The 25819-nt window shown below is 71.2% G+C and carries 24 protein-coding genes; 20 read left to right on the plus strand and 4 right to left on the minus strand.

The features are described 5' to 3' along the window. The first annotated feature begins 55 nt into the window (after positions 1 to 55). Together thrS and ABT324_RS11790 are read left to right on the plus strand one after the other, a co-directional pair. Entirely contained in the window at positions 56 to 2071 is a 2016-nt protein-coding gene (thrS, locus tag ABT324_RS11785) for a threonine--tRNA ligase (RefSeq protein ID WP_351175373.1), read from the plus strand. After that, positions 2068 to 2637 (plus strand): HIT family protein, encoded by a 570-nt coding sequence (locus ABT324_RS11790; RefSeq protein WP_502949727.1) that lies wholly within the window; start codon positions 2068 to 2070, stop codon positions 2635 to 2637. The genes thrS and ABT324_RS11790 overlap by 4 nt, the downstream gene beginning before the upstream one ends. A 79-nt stretch (positions 2638 to 2716) precedes the next feature. On the opposite strand, the gene ABT324_RS11795 is transcribed toward ABT324_RS11790, so the two are convergent. Continuing rightward, positions 2717 to 3244 (minus strand): YceI family protein, encoded by a 528-nt coding sequence (locus tag ABT324_RS11795; RefSeq protein WP_351175237.1) that lies wholly within the window; start codon positions 3242 to 3244, stop codon positions 2717 to 2719. Between the two features lie 246 nt (positions 3245 to 3490). Between ABT324_RS11795 and pgsA the strand changes: the two genes are divergently transcribed. Then, positions 3491 to 4099, plus strand: coding sequence for a phosphatidylinositol phosphate synthase (gene pgsA / locus ABT324_RS11800; protein WP_351175377.1), 609 nt, complete (start codon positions 3491 to 3493; stop codon positions 4097 to 4099). 46 nt (positions 4100 to 4145) lie between these two features. Here pgsA and pdxS read toward each other — a convergent pair whose 3' ends face one another. Next, the gene (gene pdxS / locus ABT324_RS11805; protein WP_351175239.1) at positions 4146 to 5063 is read right to left on the minus strand and encodes a pyridoxal 5'-phosphate synthase lyase subunit PdxS; all 918 of its coding nucleotides are present in this window, start codon (positions 5061 to 5063) and stop codon (positions 4146 to 4148) included. Positions 5064 to 5591: 528 nt separating this feature from the next. Here pdxS and ABT324_RS11810 point away from each other — a divergent pair. From ABT324_RS11810 to ABT324_RS11820, 3 genes are all read left to right on the plus strand, one after another. After that, complete coding sequence (locus ABT324_RS11810; protein ID WP_351175241.1) at positions 5592 to 6152, plus strand: TetR/AcrR family transcriptional regulator; 561 nt, start codon at positions 5592 to 5594, stop codon at positions 6150 to 6152. Continuing rightward, positions 6149 to 7513 carry an MFS transporter gene (locus tag ABT324_RS11815; RefSeq protein ID WP_351175243.1) on the plus strand — a complete coding sequence of 455 codons (1365 nt, stop codon included), beginning with the start codon at positions 6149 to 6151 and terminating at the stop codon, positions 7511 to 7513. Before ABT324_RS11810 ends, ABT324_RS11815 begins: the two co-directional genes overlap by 4 nt. 112 nt (positions 7514 to 7625) lie before the next feature. Beyond that, entirely contained in the window at positions 7626 to 9740 is a 2115-nt protein-coding gene (locus ABT324_RS11820) for an elongation factor G-like protein EF-G2 (protein WP_351175245.1), read from the plus strand. 9 nt (positions 9741 to 9749) lie between these two features. Here the strand turns inward: ABT324_RS11820 and ABT324_RS11825 are convergent, their stop codons facing one another. Continuing rightward, complete coding sequence (locus ABT324_RS11825) at positions 9750 to 10319, minus strand: helix-turn-helix domain-containing protein (protein ID WP_351175247.1); 570 nt, start codon at positions 10317 to 10319, stop codon at positions 9750 to 9752. Positions 10320 to 10388: 69 nt separating this feature from the next. Here ABT324_RS11825 and ABT324_RS11830 point away from each other — a divergent pair, with 69 nt between their 5' ends. The 14 genes from ABT324_RS11830 (at position 10389) to ABT324_RS11895 (ending at position 24585) form a co-directional block, all read left to right on the plus strand. After that, the gene (locus ABT324_RS11830; RefSeq protein WP_351175249.1) at positions 10389 to 11090 is read left to right on the plus strand and encodes an AzlC family ABC transporter permease; all 702 of its coding nucleotides are present in this window, start codon (positions 10389 to 10391) and stop codon (positions 11088 to 11090) included. Beyond that, complete coding sequence (locus ABT324_RS11835) at positions 11087 to 11398, plus strand: AzlD domain-containing protein (RefSeq protein WP_351175251.1); 312 nt, start codon at positions 11087 to 11089, stop codon at positions 11396 to 11398. The genes ABT324_RS11830 and ABT324_RS11835 overlap by 4 nt, the downstream gene beginning before the upstream one ends. A 141-nt stretch (positions 11399 to 11539) precedes the next feature. Continuing rightward, positions 11540 to 12958 (plus strand): amino acid permease, encoded by a 1419-nt coding sequence (locus tag ABT324_RS11840; protein ID WP_351175253.1) that lies wholly within the window; start codon positions 11540 to 11542, stop codon positions 12956 to 12958. Next, on the plus strand, positions 12955 to 13596 hold the full coding sequence (gene pdxT / locus ABT324_RS11845) for a pyridoxal 5'-phosphate synthase glutaminase subunit PdxT (protein ID WP_351175255.1): 642 nt from the start codon (positions 12955 to 12957) through the stop codon (positions 13594 to 13596). The genes ABT324_RS11840 and pdxT overlap by 4 nt, the downstream gene beginning before the upstream one ends. Positions 13597 to 13627: 31 nt before the next feature. Next, positions 13628 to 14377 carry a YebC/PmpR family DNA-binding transcriptional regulator gene (locus ABT324_RS11850; RefSeq protein ID WP_351175257.1) on the plus strand — a complete coding sequence of 250 codons (750 nt, stop codon included), beginning with the start codon at positions 13628 to 13630 and terminating at the stop codon, positions 14375 to 14377. Between the two features lie 150 nt (positions 14378 to 14527). Then, positions 14528 to 15037 carry a DUF4262 domain-containing protein gene (locus tag ABT324_RS11855; RefSeq protein WP_351175259.1) on the plus strand — a complete coding sequence of 170 codons (510 nt, stop codon included), beginning with the start codon at positions 14528 to 14530 and terminating at the stop codon, positions 15035 to 15037. A gap of 106 nt (positions 15038 to 15143) precedes the next feature. After that, positions 15144 to 15728, plus strand: coding sequence for a crossover junction endodeoxyribonuclease RuvC (ruvC, locus tag ABT324_RS11860; protein ID WP_351175261.1), 585 nt, complete (start codon positions 15144 to 15146; stop codon positions 15726 to 15728). 104 nt (positions 15729 to 15832) lie between these two features. Then, positions 15833 to 16435, plus strand: a complete 603-nt coding sequence (gene ruvA, locus ABT324_RS11865) for a Holliday junction branch migration protein RuvA (RefSeq protein ID WP_351175263.1) — start codon at positions 15833 to 15835, stop codon at positions 16433 to 16435. A gap of 109 nt (positions 16436 to 16544) precedes the next feature. Next, complete coding sequence (ruvB, locus tag ABT324_RS11870; RefSeq protein ID WP_351175265.1) at positions 16545 to 17609, plus strand: Holliday junction branch migration DNA helicase RuvB; 1065 nt, start codon at positions 16545 to 16547, stop codon at positions 17607 to 17609. A 417-nt stretch (positions 17610 to 18026) separates the two neighbouring features. Further along, positions 18027 to 18401, plus strand: coding sequence for a preprotein translocase subunit YajC (gene yajC / locus ABT324_RS11875; protein WP_351175267.1), 375 nt, complete (start codon positions 18027 to 18029; stop codon positions 18399 to 18401). A 324-nt stretch (positions 18402 to 18725) separates the two neighbouring features. Beyond that, a complete protein-coding gene (gene secD, locus ABT324_RS11880; protein ID WP_351175269.1) occupies positions 18726 to 20285 on the plus strand; it encodes a protein translocase subunit SecD in 1560 nt (519 codons plus the stop codon). Continuing rightward, positions 20282 to 21454: a protein translocase subunit SecF gene (gene secF, locus ABT324_RS11885; RefSeq protein WP_351175271.1), complete on the plus strand. Its 1173-nt coding sequence runs from the start codon at positions 20282 to 20284 to the stop codon at positions 21452 to 21454. Before secD ends, secF begins: the two co-directional genes overlap by 4 nt. Then, positions 21451 to 22005, plus strand: coding sequence for an adenine phosphoribosyltransferase (locus tag ABT324_RS11890; RefSeq protein ID WP_351175273.1), 555 nt, complete (start codon positions 21451 to 21453; stop codon positions 22003 to 22005). Before secF ends, ABT324_RS11890 begins: the two co-directional genes overlap by 4 nt. A gap of 264 nt (positions 22006 to 22269) precedes the next feature. Further along, complete coding sequence (locus ABT324_RS11895) at positions 22270 to 24585, plus strand: RelA/SpoT family protein (protein WP_351175275.1); 2316 nt, start codon at positions 22270 to 22272, stop codon at positions 24583 to 24585. A gap of 392 nt (positions 24586 to 24977) precedes the next feature. On the opposite strand, the gene ABT324_RS11900 is transcribed toward ABT324_RS11895, so the two are convergent. Continuing rightward, positions 24978 to 25814: a peptidylprolyl isomerase gene (locus tag ABT324_RS11900; RefSeq protein WP_351175277.1), complete on the minus strand. Its 837-nt coding sequence runs from the start codon at positions 25812 to 25814 to the stop codon at positions 24978 to 24980. Positions 25815 to 25819: the final 5 nt, after the last annotated feature.

Genomic DNA, 25819 nt, shown 5'->3' on the forward strand with positions numbered 1-25819 from the left:
CAGCCGAGGAGTGATCGTGTCCGTACAGCCTTCCCAAGCCCAGCAAGCTCCCCGGGTGAAGGTTCCGGCGGGCACTACCGCGGGCGCGGCCGTGGCCGAGGCCGGGCTGCCGTCCAAGGGACCGGACGCGGTCGTGGTGGTCCGCGACGCCGAGGGCGCCCTGCGCGACCTGGCCTGGGCCCCGGAGACCGACGTCGAGGTGGAGGCCGTCGCCGCCGACACCGAGGAGGGGCGCAGCGTCATCCGCCACTCCGCCGCGCACGTGCTCGCGCAGGCGGTGCAGAACCTGTTCCCGGACGCGAAGCTGGGCATCGGCCCGCCGGTCAAGGACGGCTTCTACTACGACTTCGACGTGGACCGGCCGTTCACCCCGGAGGACCTGCAGGCGCTGGAGAAGCGCATGAAGCAGATCCTCAAGTCCGGGCAGAAGTTCTCCCGCCGTCGCCTGGAGTCGGTCGAGGCCGCCAAGGAGGAGCTGGCCAGCGAGCCCTACAAGCTGGAGCTGGTGGACCTCAAGTCCGATGTGGACACCAGTGAGGTGATGGAGGTCGGCGGCGGCGAGCTGACCGTCTACGACAACATCGACCGGCACGGCGAGGTGGTCTGGGGCGACCTGTGCCGCGGCCCGCACGTGCCGCACACCCGGTTCATCCCGGCGTTCAAGCTGATGCGGGTGGCCGCGGCCTACTGGCGCGGCAACCAGAACAACCAGCAGCTGCAGCGCATCTACGGCACCGCCTGGGAGTCCAAGGACAAGCTCGACGAGCACCTCGAGCTGCTGGCCGAGGCCGAGCGCCGCGACCACCGCAGGCTCGGTGCCGAGCTGGACCTGTTCTCCTTCCCGGAGGAGATCGGCTCCGGGCTGCCGGTGTTCCACCCCAAGGGCGGCATCATCCGCCGCGAGCTGGAGGACTACTCCCGCAAGCGGCACGAGCAGGCCGGGTACGAGTTCGTCAACACCCCGCACATCACCAAGGACACGCTGTTCAAGACCTCCGGTCACCTGGACTGGTACCAGGACGGCATGTTCCCGGCGATGCACCTCGACGAGGAGCGCGACGCCAACGGCGAGCTGCGCAAGCCGGGCGTGGACTACTACCTCAAGCCGATGAACTGCCCGTTCCACAACCTGATCTTCCGCTCCCGCGGGCGCTCCTACCGGGAGCTGCCGCTGCGGTTGTTCGAGTTCGGGTCGGTCTACCGGTACGAGAAGTCCGGCGTGGTGCACGGGCTGACCCGGGTGCGCGGCATGACGCAGGACGACGCGCACATCTACTGCACGCCCGACCAGCTGCAGGACGAGCTGAAGTCGCTGCTGGGCTTCGTGCTGGACCTGCTGCGCGACTACGGCCTGGACGACTTCTACCTGGAGCTGTCCACCCGCAACGACGAGAAGTACGTCGGCGACGACGAGAGCTGGGAGGTCGCCACCGAGGCGCTGCGCAGCGCGGCCGAGGACTCCGGCCTCGAGCTGGTGCCGGACCCGGGCGGCGCGGCCTTCTACGGCCCGAAGATCTCGGTGCAGGCCAAGGACGCGCTGGGCCGCAGCTGGCAGATGTCGACCATCCAGGTCGACTACCACCTGCCGGAGCGGTTCAACCTGGAGTACACCGCGCCGGACGGCAGCAAGCAGCGGCCGATCAAGATCCACCGGGCGCTGTTCGGCTCCATCGAGCGGTTCTTCGGCGTGCTCACCGAGCACTACGCGGGCGCCTTCCCGGCCTGGCTCGCCCCGGTGCAGGCGGTCGGCATCCCGATCGCCGACGAGCACGTGGAGCACCTGCAGCGGGTGGCGGAGTCGTTGCGGGACAAGGGGATCCGCGTCGACATCGACACCAGCGACGACCGGATGCAGAAGAAGATCCGCACCCACACCACGCAGAAGGTGCCGTTCCTGCTGCTGGCCGGTGGCAAGGACGTGGAGGCCGGTGCGGTGTCGTTCCGGTTCCGCGACGGCACCCAGATCAACGGGGTCCCGGTGGACACCGCGGTCGCCGCGCTGGTCGACTGGGTGCAGCGCCGCGAGAACGCCTCGCCGACCGCGGAGAACTTCCAGGCGGGGACGGCGTGAGGGTCGGACCGGGAGGAGCGGAGCTGACCGAGCAGCACGGGGTCGGGGTCCAGGACGCCCTGCAACGGTTGTGGACCCCGCACCGGATGGCCTACATCCAGGGCGAGAACAAGCCCGAGGGCGACGACAGCGACGGCTGCCCGTTCTGCCGCCTGCTGGAGTCCGGGCGACCGGACGACGAGACGCTGATCGTGGCGCGCGACGAGCTGGTCTTCGCGATCCTCAACCTGTACCCGTACAACCCGGGGCACCTGATGGTGCTGCCGTACCGGCACGTGGCCGACTACACGGAGCTGACCCCGGCGGAGACGGTGGCGGTGGCGGAGTTCACCCAGCGCGCGATGCGGGTGATCCGCCGGGTGTCCGCGCCGCACGGGTTCAACATCGGGCTCAACCAGGGGCCGGTGGCGGGGGCGGGCATCGCGGCCCACCTGCACCAGCACGTGGTGCCCCGCTGGGGCGGTGACTCGAACTTCATGCCGGTCATCGGCCACACCAAGGTCCTGCCCCAGCTGCTCGGCGACACCCGGCGCCTCCTCGCCGACGCCTGGGCCGAGGTGAGCTGACGGATTCCGGTGGGAATCGCGTGGAGACGGCGAGGGCCGGGGACCCGTGCGGTCCCCGGCCCTCCTCACGTCGAGGTGCTCAGCCGCGGAGCTTGGCCTCGATGTCGAGGGTGATGGTCACCTTCTCGCCGATCAGCGCGCCGCCGGGCGCACCCACGCCGAAGTCGGTGCGGTTGAGCACCACCTTCGCGGACAGGCCCAGCAGGCCGTCCTCGGTGAAGCCGCCCAGCTCGGTCTCCAGCGTCACCGGCTGGGTCACGCCGTGCAGGGTGAACTCGCCGTCGATGAGGAAGTCCTCGCCGTCCTGGCGGACCCCGGTGGAGCGGAAGGTCGCGGTGGGGAACTGCTCGACGTCCAGGAAGTCGGCGTTGCGCACGTGCGCGTCCCGGTCCGCGTTGCCGGTGTCGATCGAGGTGGTGTCGATGGTCGCGGTGACCGAGGACTGCAGCGGGTCGGCGGCGGTGACGATCTCGCCCTGGAAGCTGCCGAAGCGGCCGCGGGACTTGCCCACGCCCATGTGCCGCACGGTGAACTGGATGTCCGAGTGGACGCTGTCGATGTCCCAGGTGCCCGCGACGTAGCCGGGGATCTGCTCGATGGCGGTCATGCTGCCTCCAATGTGGCGTGGGGGGTCTGCCTCGAACTCGACGCGACAGGCCTGCCGCGGTCGCCTGCCGCGCACCGTCGTCGCAGGAGTTCGCCCCGGCCAACAACGTTGAACCTTCAATGATTCCGGCCTGTGGTGGACGTCACCGCCGGTCGTGTCGGTGGGCGTCCGCCGGTCCCGGTGATCAGCGCGAGCTAGTCTGCTGGCACGGTGAACGACGAGTACAGGCGGCTGACCCTCCAAGCAATGCTCAACATCTTCGCGCGGGCTTCGGTGTCCCGACTGACCAACCCGATCGGCGCGGGCCTGGTGCGGCTCGGTCTGTCGCCGAACGCGGTGACCCTGACCGGGACGATCGCCAGTGCTGCCGCCGCGCTGTGGTTCTTCCCGCGCGGCGAGCTGTTCGTGGGCACCGTAGTGGTGGCGGTGTTCCTGCTCTTCGACATCCTCGACGGCGCGATGGCCCGCGCCGGTGGCCGCGCCTCGCCGTTCGGCGGGGTGCTCGACGCGAGCTGCGACCGGCTCGTCGACGGCGCGCTGTTCGGCGCGCTGGTGTGGTGGGCGCTGGTGGTCGAGGTGGACCGCACGCGCGGTGTCGGCCTGCTGATCTGCCTGGTCAGCGCCCAGGTGATCTCCTACGTCAAGGCGCGCGCGGAGGCCAACGGGCTGAGCGCGGACGGTGGCCTGGCCGAACGCGCCGAGCGCTTCCTGGTCATCCTCGTCGGCACCGGCCTGCACGGCCTCGGCGTGCCCCACGTCCTGGACGTCGCGGTGTGGCTGCTGGTACTGCTGAGCCTGATCACCATCGGCCAACGCCTGGCCGTGGTCCACCGCTCCGCCCGCGAGCAGGGCTGAGCGGGCGCCCTCCGCCCGTGGCAGGAGGCGCCCGCTCAGCCGGTCGTCACCAGCCCCGCTGGGCGTAGCGCTGCTGCTCCGACAGGTCGTCCAGGTTGATGCCGACCATTGCCTCGCCGAGACCGCGGGAGACCTTCGCGATCACGTCCGGGTCGTCGTAGAAGGTCGTCGCCTTGACGATCGCCTCGGCGCGCTTGGCCGGGTCGCCCGACTTGAAGATGCCCGAACCCACGAACACGCCCTCCGCGCCCAGCTGGCGCATCATCGCCGCGTCCGCCGGGGTCGCGATGCCGCCCGCGGTGAACAGCACCACCGGGAGCTTCCCGGTCCGGGCGATCTCCCGCACCAGCTGCACCGGCGCCCGCAGCTCCTTTGCCGCGACGTAGAGCTCGTCGTCGTCCAGCACCGACAGCCGGCGGATGTCGGCGCGGATCTGGCGCATGTGCCGCGTGGCCTCGACCACGTTGCCGGTCCCGGCCTCACCCTTGGAGCGGATCATCGCCGCGCCCTCGGAGATCCGGCGCAGCGCCTCCCCGAGGTTCGTCGCGCCGCACACGAACGGCACGGTGAACGCCCACTTGTCGATGTGGTTGACCTCGTCGGCCGGGGTCAGCACCTCGGACTCGTCGATGTAGTCCACGCCGAGCGACTGCAGCACCTGCGCCTCGACGAAGTGCCCGATCCGGGCCTTGGCCATCACCGGGATCGACACGGCGTTGACGATGCCCTCGATCATGTCCGGATCCGACATCCGGGCCACCCCACCCTGCACCCGGATGTCGGCGGGCACCCGCTCCAGCGCCATCACCGCGACCGCGCCCGCGGCCTCGGCGATCTTCGCCTGCTCCGGCGTGACCACGTCCATGATCACGCCACCCTTGAGCATCTCGGCCATCCCGCGCTTGACCCCGTCGGTCCCGGTCTGGGCGCTGCGGGCGGTGTCCTTGACGTCGACGGTAGTCACCTTCGGCCTTCCTCTGCTCGGTTGCGCTGCCGGAACATCAGGTTAGGGCCGAACTGGACCAGCAACACGGTCCACTAACCCCCCATTTCGGTAGTCCACTTTTCCTGTGGGGCGGTGGTCGGCTTGCTCGGCGGTGCGGGTGGCGGAACCTCAGCGTCCGCCTGGACTGCGGGTGCCCAACTTGATGTATGCCAATACACGGCAGTTGGGCCGTCCTCGCCAGGCGAACGCTGAGAACCCGCGGCGGTGCGAGTTGCGAGAGTGGGTGATGCGCCTGCGGCGCATGCGACGGCCTTGTGACCGGTGCCGGACGTTCTTCGCGGTTGCTGTTCGCCGCTTGCCTGGCGGTGACCACTCCGGCGACACGTGCCACCACTCTTCTCGGCTGAGGTGCAAAGCGCCTTTCGTCGGCTCGGTTGGCGAGAGGTGCCCTTCGGCTCAGCTCTTGGGTTCCCGGTGCTGTGGGGTTGGTCATGTGGTGATTGGTTAGTGACTAGTAACTAGTAACTTGGGGGTGTGGTCAAGCGGATGCGTGGGGTTGAGCGGCGGGCTCAGGTGTTGGGGATCGCCGCGGTCGAGTTTGCCGCTCATGGGTTGCACGGGGCTTCCACCGAGGTGATCGCTCGGGAGGCTGGGATCACCCAGGCTTACGTGTTCCGGATGTTCGGGACGAAGAAGGCCCTGTTCCTGGAGCTGGTCCGGGGTGCTTTCGACCGGTTGAGCGGTGCGATGCGGGAGGCCGCTGGCGGTCGGAGCGGTCTTGCGGCGTTGAGCGCCATGGGGGCGCAGTACTACGACCTGCTGTCCGATCGGACCGGTCTGTTGCTGCAGCTCCAGGGGTTCGCCGCGTGCGGCGACGAGGAGGTGCGTGCGGAGGTCCGGGCTTGCTTCGCGCGCATGTGGGACGCGGTCGCGGAGGTCACGGGGTTGGAGCCGGTGACGGTGAAGTCCTTCCTGGCGTTCGGGATGCTCTTGAACGCCGGGGCGGCGTTGGACGTCGAGGACGTTGACGAGGGGTGGGCCGAGGGGGTTCGGACGCGGATCAACGCGGGCCTGTTCGAGCACATCACGACCGAGGCGAACCAGTGAACCGCGCGGACCGGCTCGGGACCGCGCTCGTCGTGGTCGCGCTCCTGGGTGCTGTCATCGGGAGCGTTGGCGCTCCGCTCATCACCGCGGTGGCGACCGCTCTGCGGGTGCCGCTCGAGGCGGCGCAGTGGACGTTGACGATCACGCTGTTCACCGGTGCGATCGCCGGGCCCGTGCTCGGTCGGCTGGGCAGCGGGCCGAACCGGAGGACCGCGATCCTGGTGACCCTCGGGTTCGTCACGCTGGGCGGGGCGTTGACGGCGCTGCCGCTGCCCTTCGCCGCCCTGGTGGTCGGGCGTGGGCTGCAGGGGCTCGGGGTCGCTGTGGTCGCGCTGCTGATGAGCGTCGCCCGCGCGCACCTGCCGCCGGAGCGTTCCGCCTCGACGATCGCCGCGCTGTCGGTCGCGTCCACGGTGGGGATCGGTGTCGGTTACCCGATGATCAGCCTGGTCGAGCAGCTCGCCGGGCTCCGCGCCGCGTACGCGCTCGGGTTCGCGCTGTCCGCCGCCGCGCTCGTCCTCGCCTGGCGCGTGCTGCCGGCGGAGGCTCCGGGGGAGCGGCCGCGGATCGACGTGCTCGGGGCGCTCCTCCTCGGGGTGGGGACGCTCGGCGTCCTGCTGGTGCTCGCCGCGCCGGGGCTGTGGGCCGATGTCCGGATCGGGGTGGGCGTCCTCGTCGTCGCGGTCGCAGTGCTCGCGGTGTGGGTGGTCGTCGAGCTCCGGTCCGCCGCGCCGCTGGTCGACCTGCGGTTGCTCGGCCAGGGGCCGGTGGTCCGGGCGAACACCGCCATGCTCGTCGCGGGCGTCGGCATGTACCTGCTGTTCAGCCTGCTCACCCGCTACCTGCAGACCCCGGTGAGCGCCGGGTACGGGTTCGGGCTGCCCGGGGTGGCGGCGGGCGCCGCGCTCATCCCGTTCTCCGCCTTCGGCTTCGTCGCGGGCAAGGTCCTGCCCGGTCTCGTGGCGCGCTTCGCGGAGCGGTGGACCTACGTGGTCGCCGCTGCCGCCGTGGTGGTCGCCGCGGTGGTGTTCGCCTCGGCGACCGGTTCGCTCGTCGTCGTACTGGTCGCGATGGCGGTGCTCGGCTTCGGCGTCGGTGGGGTTTCCGCCGTCATGCCCAAGCTCGTCCTCGACGGCGTGCCGCCCGCCGAGACCGCCAGCGTGCTCTCGATCAACCAGATCGTGCGCAGCATCGGCTTCAGCGTCGGCAGCGCGCTCGCCGGGCTCCTCCTCGCCGCCGCCACTCCCGCCGGAGCCCTGCTGCCGGACCGCGGCGGCTACGTGGTGGCCGCGCTCTGCGCGGTGCTCCCGCTGGTGGTGAGCGCGCTGATCATCGTGGCCGGGCGCCGCGCCACCAGCTGAGCGGCGCGCATCGCCTCGTCCGGTCGTCAGGTCTCGACGACCTTGCACCGGGTCGGCGTCGGGTGTGTGATCGGAGACACAGTCGAATGCCGGGAGCGTGCGAGGAGCAGCCATGGGGAGCAAGCAGAGCGGCACAGTAGGAGGGCCGGCGATCCCGGCCCCCGCAGACCCAGCCAAGATCCGCAACGTCGTGCTGGTCGGGCCCTCGGCGGCCGGCAAGACCACCCTGGTCGAAGCGGTGCTGGCGGCCACCGCGACGATCCCCCGCCCCGGCTCGGTCACCGAGGGCACCACGGTGTGCGACCACGAACCCGCCGCGATCGAGCAGCAGCGGTCCATCTGCCTGGCCGTCGCGCCGGTCCAGCACGGCGACGTCAAGATCAACCTCATCGACACCCCCGGCTACGCCGACTTCATCGGCGAGCTGCGCGCCGGGCTGCGCGCCGCCGACGCCGCGTTGTTCGTGGTCGCCGCGGCGGAGGGCGTGGACCCGGCGACGCGGGCGATCTGGCAGGAGTGCGCGGCCGTCGGCATGCCCCGCGCGGTGCTCATCTCCCGCCTGGACCAGCCGCGTGCCGACTTCGACACCGCGCTGCTGACCTGCCAGGACGCCTTCGGCGGGGGAGTGCTGCCGCTGTACCTGCCGCACCGCGGCGCGGACGGCGAGGTGACCGGGCTGGTCGGGCTCGTCACCGAGAGCATCTACCAGTCCGGCGAGCTGCGGCCCGCCGACGAGCAGCTGCGGGAGCAGATCGACCAGCCGCGCGGCGAGCTCATCGAGGCGATCATCGCCGAGAGCGAGGACGAGTCCCTGATGGACCGCTACCTCAACGGCGAGCACGTCGACGAGGACACCCTCATCGCCGACCTGGAGAAGGCGGTGGCCAAGGGCGGCCTGCACCCGGTGCTGCCGGTGTGCGCGACGGCGGGCATCGGTGTCCCGGAGGTGATCGACGGCATCGTCCGCGGCTTCCCGTCCCCGCTGGAGCACGCGCTTGCGGAGTTCACCGACCCGCACGGGCGCAACCCGCGCACGCTCACCCCCGACCCGGACGGACCGCTGGCGGCCGAGGTGGTGCACACCTCGGTCGATTCCTACGTGGGGCGGGTTTCGCTGGCGCGGGTCTTCTCCGGCACGATGCGCCCGGAGCGGCCGGTGCACGTCTCCGGGCACGGCATGGCCGAGCGCGGGCACCCCGACCACGACGAGGACGAGCGGGTGGCCCACCTGTACTCGCCGCTGGGCCCGAACCTGCGCGAGGTGCCGCACTGCACCGCCGGGGACCTGTGCGCGCTGACCAAGATCGGCTCGGCGGAGACCGGGGACACCCTCTCCGACCCGTCCGACCCGCTGCTGCTCACGCCGTGGCCGATGCCGGAGCCGCTGCTGCCGGTCGCGGTCACCGCGCACACCCGCAGCGACGAGGACGCGCTGGCCCGCAACCTCAACCGGCTGATCGCCGCCGACCCGAGCCTGCGGCTGGAGCGCGACAGCGAGACCCACCAGCTGGTGCTGTGGTGCATGGGCGAAGCGCACGCCGAGGTGGTCCTGCAGCGGCTGCGCGAGGGCGGCGCGGAGGTCGACACGGTGCCGGTGCGGGTGCCGCTGCGGCAGACCTTCGCCCAGGCCGCCAAGGGGCACGGACGGCACGTCAAGCAGTCCGGCGGGCACGGGCAGTACGCGGTGTGCGACATCGAGGTGGAGCCGCTGCCGCGCGGGTCGGGCGTGGAGTTCGTCGAGCGCGTGGTCGGCGGGGCGGTGCCGCGCCAGTTCATCCCGAGCGTGGAGAAGGGGGTGCGGGCGCAGGTCGAGAAGGGCATCACCGAGGGCTGCCCGCTGGTGGACCTGCGGGTCACGCTGGTCGACGGCAAGGCGCACAGCGTGGACTCCTCCGACGCGGCGTTCCAGGCGGCCGGTTCGCTGGCCCTGAAGGCCGCCGCCGAGCAGGCCGGACTGATCACCCTGGAACCGGTCGACGAGGTGGCCGTGCACATCCCCGACGAGCACCTCGGCGCGGTGCTGGGCGACCTGTCGAGCCGCCGCGGCAAGGTGGTCGGCACCGAACCGGAGGACGGCGGCTGGACGGTGGTGCGCGCGCACGTCCCGGCCAGCGAACTGGTCCGCTACACGGTCAACGTCCGCTCGCTGACCTCGGGCAGCGCGACCTTCACCCGCCACTTCGAGAGCTACGAGCCGATGCCGGAGCACCTGCTGGCGCGCAAGTGACCCCCGCGGTCAGCGGTGCTCCATGACGAGCACCGCGGTGGTGCCGGGGGCGAGGGCCTCGTAGCGGTGCGGGACGTCGCCGGAGAAGGAGACGTAGTCGCCGACCTCGAGCTCCACCGGGCTGTCCTCCGGCCCGGCCAGCAGGCGGCCCGCGGTGAGGATCACGTGCTCCACCGAGCCGGGGATGTGCGCGTCCGCGTGCCGGACCCCGCCCGGTTCGAGCTCCAGCACGTAGAGGTCGCGGCGCGCGCCCGACTCGCCGGAGGAGAGCAGGGCCGCGCCGTAGGTCGACTGCTCGGAGCGCACGATCGGCACCTGCCCGGCGCGGACCACCCTGACCTGCGGGGTCGGCGGGTCGACGAGCCGGCTGAACGGCACGCCCAGGGCCACGCCGAGCGCCCAGAGGGTTTCCACGCTGGGGTTGCCGGTGCCGGATTCGAGCTGGGAGAGGGTGGACTTCGCGATCCCGGCGCGCTTGGCGAGCTCGGTCAGGGTCAGCCCGGCGCGGTCGCGCTCCCGGCGCAGGGACGAGGCGATGGTCTCCAGCGGCGCGGCCGGGGTGTTCTCGGTCTCACTCATGGTTGTTCGCTCTGTCGGTCCTTAAATTCGGTTTGACGAACGCTGCCACCGCCGTTCATGCTAGCGAACGTGAGTACGGTTCAGCGAACGCGAACGGGTTTCTGGCGGGATGCGCTGGTGCGCGACGTCCTCTCGATGGCACTGGCGATGGCCATCGTGGGAGCCTCCCTCGGCGCGATCGCGGTGAGCAAGGGCGTACCGCTCTGGATGATCACGGTGATGGGCGTGGTGGTGTTCGCCGGTGGCTCGGAGTTCATGGCGGTCGGCCTGGTCACCGCGGGCGCGGCGCCGGTCACCGCGGTGCTCAGCGGGCTGATGCTCAACGCCCGCCACCTGCCGTTCGGCCTGGCGGTCGGCGGCCTGTTCGGCCGCAGCTGGCCGGCCCGCCTGGTCGGCAGCCACCTGATGGTCGACGAATCCGTCGCCTTCGCGATGGCGCAGCGCACCGAGGAGGAGAAGCGGCGCGCCTACTGGCTCACCGGCACCGCGCTGTACTGCGCCTGGGCCCCGGCGGTGTTCCTGGGCGGGCTGCTCGGGCAGGGCGTCGGCGACCCGGGCGTCTTCGGGCTCGACGCCGCGATGCCCGCCGCGCTGCTCGCGCTGATCATGCCCTCGCTGCGCGAGTTCCGGACGCTGCGCGCGGTGGCGCTGGGCGCCCTGGTGGCGGTGCTGACGACCCCGGTGCTGCCGGAGGGCCTGCCGGTGATGGTCGCCCTGGTCGGGGTGGCCGCCGCGCTGCCGCTGCCGAAGGGGCTGGAGGCAGCCCGATGACGCTCGGAGTGGTCTTCGCGCTGGCCGCCGGGACTTACGCGATGCGCCTGGCCGGACCGCTGCTGCGGGGGCGGCTGCGGATCTCGCCGCAGTGGGAGCAGCTGATGTCGATCTCCGCGATCGTGCTGCTCGGCGCCTTCGTGATCACCAGCGCGGTGTTCGAATCCGGCGGGTTCGCCGGGTGGGCCCGGTTCGCCGGGGTCGCGGTCGGCGGGGTGCTGGCCTGGCGGCGGGCACCCTTCGTGCTCGTGGTGGTCGCCGCGGCGGCCACCACGGCGCTGCTGCGCTTCCTCGAGCTGGCGATGTGAGCCTCCGTTAACCCCGACGTCGATCTCTCGGAGTCACTGTTTAGGGTCCTCCCTGACCCATCCGGCGTAACGACACTCACGCGCCGGGGTGAAAGCACCAAGCCGGACGACCCCGGCTCCGCCACGGGAGGACCGCACCCCATGGTCAGCGCACCCGACACCCCCACCCGCGAGGAGGGGTACGCGAAGGGGCTCAGCAACCGGCACGTCCAGATGATCGCGATGGGTGGGGCCATCGGCGTCGGGCTGTTCCTCGGCGCTGGCGGCCGGATGGCGCAGAGCGGCCCCGCCCTGGTGGTCTCCTACGCGCTGTGCGGCATCGCGGCGTTCTTCGTGATGCGCGCGCTCGGCGAGCTCGTGCTGCACCGGCCGGTGGCGGGCAGCTTCGTGGAGTACTCCCGCGAGTTCATCGGGCCGTGGGCCGGGTTCGCCGCGGGCTGGCTGTACTTCCTGAACTGGGCGGGCTCCGGCATCGCCGAGATCACCGCGGCCGGGATCTACATCGGCAAGTGGTTCCCGGACTTCCCGCAGTGGGTGACCGCGCTGGTCTGCCTGGGCGTGCTGCTGGCGGTGAACCTGCTGTCGGTCAAGCTGTTCGGCGAGCTGGAGTTCTGGTTCGCGGTGATCAAGGTGCTGGCCATCGTGACCTTCCTGTTCGTCGGCCTGGGCCTGGTGCTCACCGGCGCCGAGGTCGGCGGCACCACGGCCGGTCCGCACAACCTCGTCGACCACGGCGGCTTCACCCCCAACGGCCTGCCCGTGGTGCTGATGAGCATGCAGGGCGTCATGTTCGCCTACGCCTCGATGGAGATGGCCGGGATCGCCGCGGGCGAGACCAAGGACCCCGCGAAGGTCATGCCGCGCGCCATCAACGGCGTGGTGTGGCGGATCGCGATCTTCTACATCGGCTCGGTGCTGCTGCTGGCGATGGTGCTGCCGTGGACCTCCTACGGCGGTGAGCAGAGCCCGTTCGTGACGGTCTTCTCCAGCATCGGCATCCCGTGGGCCGGGGACGTCATGAACTTCGTGGTGCTCACCGCCGCCCTGTCCAGCTGCAACTCCGGGCTGTACGCGACCGGCCGCATCCTGCGCTCGCTGGGCCAGCGCGGCGAGGCCCCCGCCTTCACCAAGCGGATGAACGCCCGGCACGCGCCCTTCGGCGCGGTGCTGTTCACCGGGGCGGTGTTCCTGATCGGCGTGCTGCTCAACTACGTGGTCCCCAAGGACGCCTTCGACATCGCCACCTCGATCGCCTCGCTGGGCGTCATCGCGACCTGGGCGGCAGTGCTCATCGCCCAGGCCCGGCTGCGCAGGCGCGCCGAGCTGGGCGAGCTGACCCGGCCGTCCTACCGGATGCCCGGCTCGCCATGGACCAACTGGATCGTCCTGGCGTTCCTGCTGCTCATCGTGGTGCTGGCCGCCTTCTCCGACGAGCTGGCGGTGCGCGCCTCGTGCTACGCGGTGCCGGTCGTGGTGATCGCGCTGCTCGTCGGCTGGCGGCTGGTCAGCAGGTCCCGGTCTTCAGCCGTGGAGCAGCGTGCAGGACAATCGGAGGCGTGACGAACCCCGTGATCGGCGTCCTGGCGCTGCAGGGCGGCGTGGCCGAGCACCTGGCCGCGCTCGAGCGCTGCGGAGCTGACGCCCGCCCGGTGCGCCGCGCCGAAGAGCTCGCCGCGGTGCACGGGATCGTGCTGCCGGGCGGCGAGTCCACCACGATGACCCGCCTGCTCGACACCTTCGAGCTGTACGAGCCGCTGCGCGAGCGGCTCGCCGCCGGGTTGCCCGCCTACGGCTCGTGCGCCGGGATGATCATGCTTTCCCGGGAGGTCGTGGACCAGGACCCGGAGCTGCCCGCGGTCCGGCCGCTGGGCGCGCTGGACGTGGTGGTGCGGCGCAACGCCTTCGGGCGCCAGGTCGACTCCTTCGAGACCGACCTGGACTTCGCCGGGATCCCGGGCCCTCCGGTGCACGCGGTGTTCATCCGGGCACCCTGGGTGGAGAAGGTGGGCGCGGAGGTCGAGGTGCTGGCCGCGGTCGCGGACGACCCGGATGGCACGGACGGCCCGGCGGACGTCGGTAGGATCGTCGCGGTTCAGCAGGGACCGGTGCTCGCCACCGCTTTCCACCCGGAGCTGGTCGGCGGTGACGAACGCGTGCACCGCTATTTCGTACAGGTCGTCCGCGCGCGGCAGGACTGACGCGGCGCAGGCGCAGAAAGACGGAGGAGAGATGAGCGGCCACTCGAAGTGGGCCACCACCAAGCACAAGAAGGCCGCCCTCGACGCCAAGCGCGGCAAGCTCTTCGCGAAGCTGATCAAGAACGTCGAGGTTGCCGCCCGCACCGGCGGGGGCGACCCCGATGGCAACCCGACCCTCTACGACGCCATCCAGAAGGCGCGCAAGAACTCCGTGCCGATGGACAACATCGAGCGCGCCCGCAAGCGCGGGGCCGGTGAGGAAGCCGGTGGCGCCGACTGGCAGACGATCATGTACGAGGGTTACGGACCCAACGGTGTGGCGGTGCTGGTGGAGTGCCTGACCGACAACCGGAACCGGGCCGCCGGTGAGGTGCGCACCGCGATGACCCGCAACGGCGGCTCGATGGCCGACGCGGGTTCGGTGTCGTACCTGTTCAACCGCAAGGGCGTCGTGCTGCTGCCGAAGAACGGGCTGAGCGAGGACGACGTGCTCTCGGCGGTGCTGGAGGCCGGTGCCGAGGAGATCAACGACCTGGGCGAGAGCTACGAGGTCCTCACCGACCCGACCGACCTGGTCGAGGTGCGCAAGGCGCTGCAGGGCGCGGAGATCGAGTACGACTCGGCCGAGACCAACTTCCTGGCCTCGGTGAACGTCGAGCTCGACGCCGACGCGGCGCGCAAGATCTTCAAGCTGATCGACGCGCTGGAGGACTGCGACGACGTGCAGAACGTCTACGCGAACTTCGACGTGAGCGACGAGGTCATGGCGGAGGTCGGCTGACCTCCCCGGGCGTGCGCGCGGCCGGTCCCGACCCGCTCGGGACCGGCCGTCGTCGTTGCCGCCCCGGGTGCCGTTGACGCAGCGCGGTCGGGGTGTTGCGCCTGGTGCGGCCGGTGGGCGCTGGTGGGACCGGTGCGGTTCGCAGGCACAATGGCGATCGTGGTCGACACGGATGAGGAACTGCGCCGGTGGATGGTCAACACCGCTGAGAAGCACGGCGCAGCGGTGATGCACGTGGCGGGCGACGAGCGCGGCGCGCAGTACGCCTTCTCGGTCGGCGCTTGGCGGCGCTTCGGCAAGCCCGAGGTGGTGGTGATCGGGTTGCCGGACGAGGTCGCGAACGCGGTGGTGAACACCTACGTGCAGCGGGTGGGCCAGGGCGAGCGGTTCGTGCCCGGTCGGCTCTACGACGGCTTCCTGAAGGGCTGCCCGGTGACCTTCGAGAAGGTCGCCCCGCAGCACTACCCGGAGTACCTGGGCAGCGCGTTCCTGGTCTACAACGGACCGGACTTCCCCGCGGTGCAGCTGATCGCCTCAAGCCCGGAGGGCGGGAAGTTCCCGTGGCAGCCGGACGCGCCCGGCGGGTTCCGCGAGTACCAGCCGGTGCTGACCGACAGCGGTCTGCCCGAGAGCTGGACCCCCGGCACCGACGGCCCCTGAGTTCACCCGGTCGACTGATGCGTGCGCGTGTCGGTGCGGGCGGGGACCACATCGGTTCGATAGGGTCTCGAACGAGTGTTCAGGTCGATTTGGGGCAGGTGGCGTCGTGCGCGTGCTGGGAGTCGACCCCGGACTGACCCGCTGCGGGCTCGGCGTGGTCGACGGGGGACGGGGGCGGTCGGTCACGCCCGTCGCCGTCGGGGTGGCGCGCACCCCGCCGGAGGACGAGCTGCCGTCCCGGCTGCGCGCGGTCGCCGACGAGGTCGAGCGGTGGCTGGACCGGCACCAGCCCGAGGTGGTGGCCATCGAGCGGGTGTTCAGCCAGCACAACGTGCGCACCGTGATGGGTACCGCGCAGGTCTCCGGGGTGGTGGCGCTGCTGGCCGCGCGACGCGGCCTGCCGGTCGCCTTCCACACGCCCAGCGAGGTCAAGGCCGCCATCAGCGGCTCCGGCCGGGCGGACAAGAAGCAGGTCACCACCATGATCACCAAGATCCTGGGGCTGGCCGCCGCGCCCAAGCCGGCCGACGCCGCCGACGCCCTGGCGCTGGCCGTCTGCCACCTGTGGCGGGCACCGATGGCCAACCGGCTGGCCCAGGCGGAGGCCAGGGCCGCCGAGCTGGCCCGCAACCACCGGGCCCGGATCAAGGCGGCGGCGAAGACCACCGGAGGACGCGGTGCGGGCGGTTGACGCGATGTGCGCAACGGTGCTGAGCGGTGGCCGGGCCCCGGCGCCCGCCGGGCTGAGCGGCGAAGACGATGACCGGCCTTCCGGCGTGAGGAGGAGTTGAACCGATGATCTCCACGGTGCGAGGTCCGGTGCTGTCCATCGGACTGGACCACGCCGTGATCGAAGTCGGCGGCGTGGGCATGGCGGTGCACGCCACCCCGGCGACGCTGGCCGGGCTGCGGCGCGGCGAGGAGTCCCGGCTGTGGACGTCGCTGATCGTCCGCGAGGACTCGCTGACCCTCTACGGCTTCGCCGACGCGGAGTCCCGCGACCTGTTCGTGTTGCTGCAGACGGCCTCCGGGGTCGGCCCGCGGCTCGCGCTGGCCGCGCTGGCGGTGCTTTCGCCCGACCAGCTCAGCCACGCCCTGGCCGACGGCAACCTCACGGTGCTCACCCAGGTCCCCGGCATCGGCAAGAAGAGCGCCGAGCGGCTGATCCTGGAGCTGCGCGACAAGGTCGGCGTGGTGGCCGGGGCCGGCGTGGCCGGGCCAGCCGCCGCGGTGGACCGCGGCCGGGTCCGCTCGGAGGTCTCCGAGGCGCTGGTGGGCCTGGGCTTCTCGGCCAAGCAGGCCGAGCAGAGCGTCGAGGCGGTGCTGGCGGCGGGCAACGGCGACCTGGACACCTCGGCGGTGCTGCGCAAGGCGCTGGCCACCCTCGGCCCGAAGTGAGGCCGACGCGCCCCGCGGGGTGGCTGCGGGACCGCGGGGGCCGCTGAGCGCGGTCACCGCGTCGAAGGACGGAACCGGGTTCGAGGACACGCACGAGGAGACTGGCTCCATGCACCAGGACGAGGCCGACTGGTCCGGCGACGGCGTCTCGCTGGCCGCGCACCAGGACCCGGCCGACCAGGACGTCGAGATGTCGCTGCGGCCGCGCAAGCTCAGCGAGTTCGTCGGCCAGGCGCGGGTACGCGAGCAGCTGGAGCTGGTGCTGCACGGCGCGCTCAAGCGCGGCGACCAGCCGGACCACGTGCTGTTCTCCGGCCCACCCGGGCTGGGCAAGACCAGCCTGTCAATGATCATCGCCACCGAGCTGGGCTCCTCGATCCGGGTCACCTCCGGCCCGGCGCTGGAGCGGCCCGGCGACCTGGCGGCGATGCTGTCCAACCTCGCCGAGGGCGACGTGCTGTTCATCGACGAGATCCACCGGATCGCCCGCCCCGCCGAGGAGATGCTCTACCTGGCGATGGAGGACTACCGGGTGGACATCGTCGTCGGCAAGGGGCCCGGCGCCACCAGCATCCCGCTGGAACTCGCACCGTTCACGCTGGTCGGGGCCACCACCAGGTCCGGCGCGCTGACCGGCCCGCTGCGCGACCGGTTCGGCTTCACCGCGCACATGGAGTTCTACTCCCCGGAGGAGCTGGAGCTGGTGGTGCGCCGCTCGGCGGGGATCCTGGGCGTGGACCTGCGCGACGACGGCGCGGTGGAGATCGCCGGGCGCTCGCGCGGCACGCCGCGCATCGCCAACCGGCTGCTGCGCCGGGTCCGCGACTTCGCCGAGGTGCGCGCCGACGGCGCGGTCACCCGCGAGGTCGCGCAAGCCGCGCTGGAGGTCTACGACGTCGACGAGCTCGGCCTGGACCGGCTGGACCGGGCGGTGCTGAGCGCGCTGATCAACTCCTTCCACGGCGGACCGGTGGGCATCTCCACGCTGGCGGTCGCGGTGGGCGAGGAGTCGAGCACGGTGGAGGAGGTCTGCGAGCCGTACCTGGTGCGCGCCGGGCTGCTGGCCCGCACGCCGCGCGGCCGGGTCGCGACCGCGGCGGCCTGGCACCACTTGGGCCTCACCCCGCCGCAGCACGCGCCGGGCAGCCCGCAACCAGCGCTCTTCGACGAGTGACCTGATGGTGATGAAACGCCGATAGCGTGTGCCGGGAACCCGTGGCCGGAGCTCTTCGTTGCGGTACGGGTGGCGGCCTGCCGCCGCCGCACCTGTGCCGATCCGGCCAGGTGGGCGCGGCGGACCCGCCTGCACAACAGAAGACCGGACCAGGAGCGCCGGTGCCAGCGACCGGGGCGCTCGTTCGCCTCGACCGCGCGGCGTTATCCTCCTCACGTCTCGTTCGGTGCCGATCGGACGGGTCGTGCGCGGCACGGCAGACGCGGACCCGCCCCGGCGGGCCGCGGTGGCCTTCCCGACCCAGCGGGAGAGCCCGTCGACCTGAGTTGACCTGGCACACTGGGGCTTGAACATCCGAACAATTCGGGCGCAGTACTGCGAGGGCTGGGCCCCGAAGCGTCCGCTGAACGGAGCACGATGGACATCAACTCCCTGATCCTCCCGCTGCTGATCGTCCTGCTGGCGGTGCCGCTGTTCCTGCAGGCGCGCAAGCAGAAGCGCGCGATGGCGGAGCAGCAGAAGCTGCAGAACTCGATCGCCCCCGGCGACCGGGTGATGACCACCTCCGGTGTGTTCGGCACCGTCGTGGCCACCAGCGACGACACCATCGACCTGGAGCTGGCCCCGGGCATGACCACCACCTGGGTGCGCCAGGCGGTCCGCGAGAAGGTCGTCACCGAGGAGGCCCCGGCCGCCGCGGAGGTCAAGGACGAGACCCCGGCCGAGGCGCCCGCCGAGACCGAGTCGAAGGCCGAGGTCGCCGAGCCGATCGAGCAGCAGAAGACCAACTGACGACGGGTGGGGACCGCACCGGGTCCGGCGCGGGTCGCCCACCAGGTAGCGACGCGGGCACCGGACAGCGCTTCCGGGCCCGCGTCCGTGCGTGATCGCTGATCGACGCACCGTCGCCACCCGGTGCGGTGAGGGCCGCGCCGGGCCTGTCAAACTGAATCGTGGTGCACCGCCTCCCGGGCGGGGCACCGAACCACCCGCGGGTGCTCAGGCGTTCTCTCGGGGGACCACCGCTGTCGGTGTCCCGAGGGAGCGGCCGAGGTTCCGCCGGGTGCGCGCCCGCGCAACACCACCGCTTCCAGACCGGACAGGAGAACGAACGCCGTGGCACCTCCGGCCGGGCAGATCCGCCCAGGGCGTTATCTCGCGATCTTCACGCTGATCGTGGCTGCCCTGTACTCGCTGGTGTTCTTCACCGGTGACGGCAAGCCGTACCCGAAGCTCGGGATCGACCTCCAGGGCGGGACCCGGGTGACGCTCACCGCGCGCACCCTGGACGGCCAACCACCCACCACCGAGTCGCTCAACCAGGCCCGTCAGATCATCGAGACCCGCGTCAACGGCATGGGCGTGAGCGGCTCCGAGGTCACCCGGGACGGCAGCAACCTGGTCATCACGGTGCCCGGCGAGGGCAGCGAGGAGGCCAAGCAGCTGGGCCAGACCGCGGAGCTGAGGTTCCGCAAGGTCACCGGCGAGGTCCCCGCGCAGACGCCGCCCGCGGGCACCACGCCGCAGGCCGCGCACCAGCAGCAGACCGGTGACCAGCAGCGCGAGATCGAAGAGGCCAAGCGCACCAGGCAGAGCACGGACCCGAACGTGCAGATGCAGGCGCTGCAGGCGCTGGACTGCTCGGCCGACGACCCGCTGCGCGGCAACGACGACCCGAAGCTGCCGCTGGTCACCTGCGACCGCGAGGGCGAGTTCAAGTACGTGCTGGAGCCGTCGTTCCTGCCGGGCCGCGAGATCGCCAACGCGCAGGCGGTGCCGCCGAGCCCGCAGAACGGCCAGCCGGGCTGGACGGTGTCGCTGGACTTCAAGAGCGAAGGCGCCAAGACCTGGGCCGACTTCACCTCCGCCAACGTCGGCCAGAAGGCCGCGTTCGTGCTGGACAGCGAGGTCGTCTCCGCCCCGCGAATCCAGGCCGCGCTGCTCGGCGGCAACGCGCAGATCAACGGCCAGTTCAACCAGCAGAGCGCGACCGACCTGGCGAACATCCTCAAGTACGGTTCGCTGCCGCTGGCCTTCGACCAGTCCGAGGCCGAGACGGTCTCCGCGACGCTCGGCGTGGCCTCCCTGGAGGCGGGCCTGCTCGCCGGTGGCATCGGCCTGATCCTGGTGGCGCTGTACTGCCTGGCCTACTACCGGCTGCTGGGCATCCTGACCATCCTGTCGCTGGTGCTCTCCGGCGGCGTGGTCTACGCGGTGCTGGTCCTGCTGGGCCGCTGGATCGGGTTCACCCTCGACCTGGCCGGCGTCGCCGGTTTCATCATCGCCATCGGCATCACCGCCGACTCGTTCATCGTGTTCTTCGAACGGCTCAAGGACGAGATCCGCGAGGGCCGCACGTTCCGGTCGGCCGTGCCGCGGTCCTGGACGCGGGCGCGGCGCACCATCCTGTCCGCTGACGCGGTCAGCTTCCTGGCCGCCGCGGTGCTCTACGTGCTGGCCGTCGGCCAGGTGAAGGGCTTCGCGTTCACCCTGGGCATGTCCACCGTGCTGGACCTCGTGGTGGTCTTCCTCGTCACCCACCCGCTGGTGGCGCTGGCCTCCAAGAGCAAGTTCCTGTCCAAGCCGTCGGTCTCCGGCCTGGGGGCGGTGCAACGCCTCGGCAACCAGAACCGAGCCGCCCGCAAGGCCGCCGCGACCACCGCCAAGGAGGCGTGAAGGTGACGACTCCAGGTACCGAGGGCACCCGCCGCGAGAGCGTCTTCCACCGCCTCTACGTCGGGACCGGGGCCTTCGACATCGTCGGCAAGCGCGTCCGGTGGTACGTCGCGCTGGGCCTGCTGGTGCTGGTGTGCCTCGGCTCGATCGGGTTCAAGGGCTTCAACCTCGGCATCGACTTCGAGGGCGGCACCAAGCTGCAGCTGCCCGCGGTCGGTGCGCAGGGCCCAATCCAGGTCGACCAGGTCCAGGACGCGTTCCAGGAGGCGGTGGGGCACCGGGCCGAGACCGTGCAGGTCGTCGGCTCCGGCGGCAACCAGACCATCCAGATCCGCACCGAGTCGCTCGACGCCGAGCAGGTGAACGCGGTCAAGCAGTCGCTGTTCACCGAGCTGCAGCCGCTGGACGCGCAGGGCCAGCCGAGCGAGCAGGTGATCAGCGACAGCGCGGTCAGCGGCACCTGGGGCGGTGAGATCACCCAGCAGGCACTGATCGCGCTCGGGGTCTTCCTGGTGCTGGTCACCGTCTTCCTGGCGTTCTACTTCGAGAAGTGGATGGCGGTGGCGGCGCTGGTCGCGCTGCTGCACGACGTCGTGGTGACCGCGGGCATCTACTCGCTCACCGGCTTCGAGGTCACCCCCAGCACCGTGATCGGCCTGCTGACCATCCTCGGCTTCTCGCTCTACGACACCGTGGTGGTCTTCGACAAGGTCAAGGAGAACACCCGCGGCCTGCTCGGGCTGACCCGCCGCAGCTACCCGGAGGCGGCGAACCTGGCGGTCAACCAGACGCTGATGCGCTCCATCAACACCTCGGTCATCGCGCTGCTGCCGGTGGCTGGGCTGCTGGTGGTCGGTGCCGGGATGCTTGGCGTCGGCATGCTCCGCGACCTGGCGCTGGTCCAGCTGATCGGCATGCTCGCCGGCGTGATCTCGTCGATCCTGCTGGCCACGCCGCTGCTGGTGGACCTCAAGATGCGCGAGCCGAAGTACCGCGAGCACGCGGCCAAGGTCGAGGCGCGCCGCCAGCGCGCCGCGGCCAAGGCGGCCGGGGAAGAGGTGCCGGAGGAGGCGCCGAAGCAGCCGGTCAGCGCGGGCGCGGGCACGTCGCGGCGGCCGAGCCGTCCGGCGGGCAAGTCCGGGCGGCCCACCGGGAAGCGGCGCCGATGACGGGGCAGTCGACGGTCCAGGTCACCGACACCTCCGACCTGGCGCTGCGCCGCGCGGCGGAGCTGATCCGCGAGGTGCCGGACTTCCCCGAGCCGGGTGTGCTGTTCCGCGACATCAGCCCGGTGCTGGCTGACGGCGCCGGCCTGCACGCCGTGGTGTCGGCGCTGGGCCGGGGTTGCCAGTTCGACGTGGTTGCCGGGGTCGAGGCGCGCGGGTTCCTGGTGGGGGCCGCGGTCGCGCAGGCCCACGGCACCGGCGTGGTCGGGCTGCGCAAGCCCGGCAAGCTGCCGGTGGTCGCCGACCGCGTGAGCTACACCCTGGAGTACGGCCAGGCGACCCTGGAGCTGCCCGCGGACACGCTCGCGGCGGGGCAGCGCGTGCTGATCGTGGACGACGTGCTCGCCACCGGCGGCACCCTGGGCGCGGCCTGCCGACTGGTGCGGCAGGCCGGTGCTGAGGTCGCCGCCGCGGCGGTGGTGCTGGAACTCACCGGCCTGGCGGGCCGGGACAAGGTCGCGGGTGAGCAGGTCCGGGCGCTCTTGCGGGCCTGACCCGGTGGGGACCGTCCAGTACCCGACGTGGTGGTGGAGCGCAACACCAGGGGATCACCGCAGCAGCGATTCCCCTGGATGCCCGCCTGATGCCACCTGCTCCGGTGATCAGTCGGGGTGAAGTCGCGTCGTCGATCGACTGCGCCAGGTGACCGCTGGGCGTATCACAACCGCACCAGGGAAGGTCCGTAGCCCCGATGGCGTTATTCTCAGTGTCCGGGTCCCCGGACCTGGGAACGCACCACCTGATCCCGGGAGCGAGCGGTGAGCCATCACGTCGAATCTCCAGCATCGGCAGCCGACGCGGTTGCCGGGCGACCGGCGTCGGCGACCCGTCGCGTCCGCGCCAGGCTGGCCAGGAAGATCACCGCGCAGCGGGCGGCCCAGGTCAAGCAGGTGCTCGAGCCGTTGGCCGTGGTGCACCGCGAGCTGCACCCGCAGGCCGACCTGGGGTTGCTGCAGCGCGCCTACGACGTCGCCGAGGCCAAGCACCGCACCCAGAAGCGCAAGTCCGGCGACCCCTACATCACGCACCCGCTGGCGGTCGCGACCATCCTCGCCGAGCTCGGCATGGACACCACCACGCTGGTGGCGGGCCTGCTGCACGACACCGTCGAGGACACCGACTACTCGCTGGACAAGCTCGGCGGTGACTTCGGCGACGAGGTGTCGCACCTGGTCGACGGCGTCACCAAGCTGGACAAGGTCAAGCTGGGCGCGGCGGCGGAGGCCGAGACCATCCGCAAGATGATCATCGCGATGGCCCGCGACCCGCGGGTGCTGGTGATCAAGCTGGCCGACCGGCTGCACAACATGCGCACCATGCGCTTCCTGCCGCCGGAGAAGCAGGCCCGCAAGGCCCGCGAGACCCTCGAGGTGCTCGCCCCGCTGGCGCACCGGCTGGGCATGGCCACCATCAAGTGGGAGCTGGAGGACCTGGCCTTCGCCATCCTGCAGCCGAAGAAGTACGACGAGATCGTGCGCTTGGTCGCCAACCGGGCCCCGTCCCGCGACACCTACCTGCGCACGGTGATCGACGAGCTGTCCCGCCAGCTCGACACCGCGCGGCTGGCCGCGAAGGTCGAGGGCCGCCCCAAGCACTACTACTCGATCCACCAGAAGATGATCGTCCGAGGTCGCGACTTCGACGACATCCACGACCTGGTGGGTGTGCGGATCCTGGTCGACGAGGTCCGCGACTGCTACGCGGCGATGGGCGTGGTGCACGCGCTGTGGCAGCCGATGCCGGGCCGCTTCAAGGACTACATCGCCCAGCCCCGCTTCGGCGTCTACCAGTCGCTGCACACCACGGTGATCGGCCCCGAGGGCAAGCCGCTGGAGGTGCAGATCCGCACCCACGAGATGCACCGCACCGCCGAGTACGGCATCGCGGCGCACTGGCGGTACAAGGAGACCAAGGGCCGCAACGGCAGCGGCGGCAAGTCGGCCGTCGAGGTCGACGAGATGGCGTGGATGCGGCAACTGCTCGACTGGCAGCGGGAGGCCGCCGACCCGGGCGAGTTCCTGGAGTCGCTGCGCTACGACCTGGCGACCCGGGAGATCTTCGTCTTCACCCCGAAGGGCGACGTGATCACGCTGCCGTCGGGGTCGACGCCGGTGGACTTCGCCTACGCGGTGCACACCGAGGTCGGGCACCGCTGCATCGGCGCGCGCGTCAACGGCCGGTTGGTGGCCCTGGAGCGCAAGCTGGAGAACGGCGAGGTCGTCGAGATCTTCACCTCCAAGGCGGAGGGCTCGGGGCCAAGCCGGGACTGGCTGTCGTTCGTGGCCTCGCCGCGGGCCAAGGCCAAGATCAAGCAGTGGTTCGCCAAGGAGCGCCGCGAGGAGGCGATCGAGTCCGGCAAGGAGCTGATCGCCAAGGAGATCCGCCGCCTCGGCCTGCCGGTGCAGCGGCTGGTGTCCGCCGAGACCCTGGGCGCGGTGGCCCGCGAACTGCACTACGTCGACGTCACGGCGCTGTACGCGGCGGTGGGCGAGAAGCAGCTCTCCGCGCAGCACCTGGTGCAGCGGCTGGTGCAGTTCATCGGTGGCCCGGAGCAGGCGGCGGACGAGATCGCGGAGCGGTCGACGCCGTCGACACTGCGCGGCAAGCGGCGCAGCAGCGGCGACTCGGGCGTGGTGGTCAAGGGCGCCGGTGACGTGTGGGCGAAGCTGGCCCGCTGCTGCACACCGGTGCCCGGCGACGAGATCCTGGGCTTCGTGACCCGCGGTGGTTGGGTCAGCGTGCACCGCACGGACTGCACCAACGCCGACGACCTGCGCCGGACGCCGGAGCGCCTGGTCGACGTGTACTGGGCGCCGTCGGCGTCCTCGGTGTTCCTGGTCGCGATCCAGGTGGAGGCCCTGGACCGGCACCGCCTGCTCTCCGACGTCACCAAGGTGCTGGCCGACGAGCGGGTGAACATCCTGTCGGCCTCGGTGACGACCTCGAAGGACCGGGTGGCGGTGAGCCGCTTCTCGTTCGAGATGGGCGACCCCAAGCACCTGGGCCACGTCCTCAAGGCGGTCCGCAACATCGAGGGCGTTTACGACGTCTACCGCGTCACCTCCGCCACCTGACGCCTGTCGACGCCGCGGTGACCTGCGCGATCCCGGTGGAGATCGCACGTCCAACCCCGATGAGCGACCTCGCTGAAGTCCACGGCTCCCGACGCACCACCGGCGTGCCGACCCCCGCGCCACGCCGAAGGCGCGCAGTTTCAATTGAAACTGCGCCCGTCCCCCACTCACGTTCGAGGTTTCAATTGAAACTGCGGGCTCGTCACCCATGGCTACAGTTTCAGTTGAAACTGTGGTCCCGTCACCCTCGACTACAGTTTCAGTTGAAACTGTGGTTGATCCGGTGGTCGACTCGGTTGAGTGCGGGTTCTGGTGAGATCACCTCGATGGGTACCGCGTGCCCCGGGCACGCGAAAGGGCGCCGCCCGAAGGCGACGCCCCTGCGGAACAGGTCAGGCCTGGACCTCGACCTTCTCGAAGTTGACCGGCTTGTTCGGCTTGCCACCACCCGGCGACGGCTCGTACGCACCGTCGTCACCGGCGCGGGCGACGTCGTCGATGACCTTCAGGCCGTCCTCGGAGATCGTGCCGAACACGGTGTAGTCCGGGGACAGCGGCGCCTCGCCGAAGACCATGAAGAACTGGCTGCCGTTGGTGTTCGGCCCGGCGTTGGCCATCGCCAGGTAGCCGCGCCCGTACTGCAGCTCCGGGAAGGTCTCGTCGTCGAAGGCGTAGCCCGGACCGCCGCTGCCCGAACCGGACGGGTCACCGCACTGCAGCATCTGCAGGCCGGAGGTACCGATCCGGTGGCAGGACGTGCCGTCGTAGAAGCCCTGCTCGGCCAGGTTGATGAAGCTGTTCACGGTGCACGGCGCCAGCGACCGGTCCAGGGTCAGCGGGATCGCGCCCTGGTTGGTCTTGATGGTGGCCTGCACGGTGCCCTGGGACGGCACCTCGCCGTTGGCGGGTGGCTGCACCGGCTTGCTGGGCTGCTTGCCGTCGGGCCGGTACTCGCAGGAGACCGGGTCCGCCAGTGGCGTCGGCCGCTTCGGCGGCGGCGCGAGCTCGGTGGGGATCTCGATGCCCGGCTGCGCCTGCGGCACCTCCTGCTGGGCGGTGTCGTCACCGGTGCGGGTGATGTAGAAGACACCCGCCACGACCGCGATGACCACCACGATCGTCGCGCCGATGGTGATCGTCCGGCGCCGCTTGGCCTGCGCTTCCCGGCGCTCCATCTGGCGTTCGAGCTTCCGCTTGGCCGCCTGGCGACGTTGCTCGTTGCTGGGCACCTGCT

Source organism: Saccharopolyspora sp. NPDC000359, from assembly GCF_040300525.1.
Classification (GTDB): Bacteria; Actinomycetota; Actinomycetes; order Mycobacteriales; family Pseudonocardiaceae; genus Saccharopolyspora.

Excerpts from the sequence above, each read along its gene's own strand:
- ABT324_RS11795 (WP_351175237.1), bottom strand. The coding sequence starts at position 3,244 with ATGACCGCCATCGAGCAGATCCCCGGCTACGTCGCGGGCACCTGGGAC.
- pgsA (WP_351175377.1), top strand. The coding sequence starts at position 3,491 with ATGCTCAACATCTTCGCGCGGGCTTCGGTGTCCCGACTGACCAACCCG.
- ABT324_RS11810 (WP_351175241.1), top strand. The coding sequence starts at position 5,592 with ATGCGTGGGGTTGAGCGGCGGGCTCAGGTGTTGGGGATCGCCGCGGTC.
- ABT324_RS11820 (WP_351175245.1), top strand. The coding sequence starts at position 7,626 with ATGGGGAGCAAGCAGAGCGGCACAGTAGGAGGGCCGGCGATCCCGGCC.
- ABT324_RS11825 (WP_351175247.1), bottom strand. The coding sequence starts at position 10,319 with ATGAGTGAGACCGAGAACACCCCGGCCGCGCCGCTGGAGACCATCGCC.
- ABT324_RS11835 (WP_351175251.1), top strand. The coding sequence starts at position 11,087 with ATGACGCTCGGAGTGGTCTTCGCGCTGGCCGCCGGGACTTACGCGATG.
- ABT324_RS11840 (WP_351175253.1), top strand. The coding sequence starts at position 11,540 with ATGGTCAGCGCACCCGACACCCCCACCCGCGAGGAGGGGTACGCGAAG.
- ABT324_RS11850 (WP_351175257.1), top strand. The coding sequence starts at position 13,628 with ATGAGCGGCCACTCGAAGTGGGCCACCACCAAGCACAAGAAGGCCGCC.
- ABT324_RS11855 (WP_351175259.1), top strand. The coding sequence starts at position 14,528 with ATGGCGATCGTGGTCGACACGGATGAGGAACTGCGCCGGTGGATGGTC.
- ruvA (WP_351175263.1), top strand. The coding sequence starts at position 15,833 with ATGATCTCCACGGTGCGAGGTCCGGTGCTGTCCATCGGACTGGACCAC.
- ruvB (WP_351175265.1), top strand. The coding sequence starts at position 16,545 with ATGCACCAGGACGAGGCCGACTGGTCCGGCGACGGCGTCTCGCTGGCC.
- yajC (WP_351175267.1), top strand. The coding sequence starts at position 18,027 with ATGGACATCAACTCCCTGATCCTCCCGCTGCTGATCGTCCTGCTGGCG.
- ABT324_RS11890 (WP_351175273.1), top strand. The coding sequence starts at position 21,451 with ATGACGGGGCAGTCGACGGTCCAGGTCACCGACACCTCCGACCTGGCG.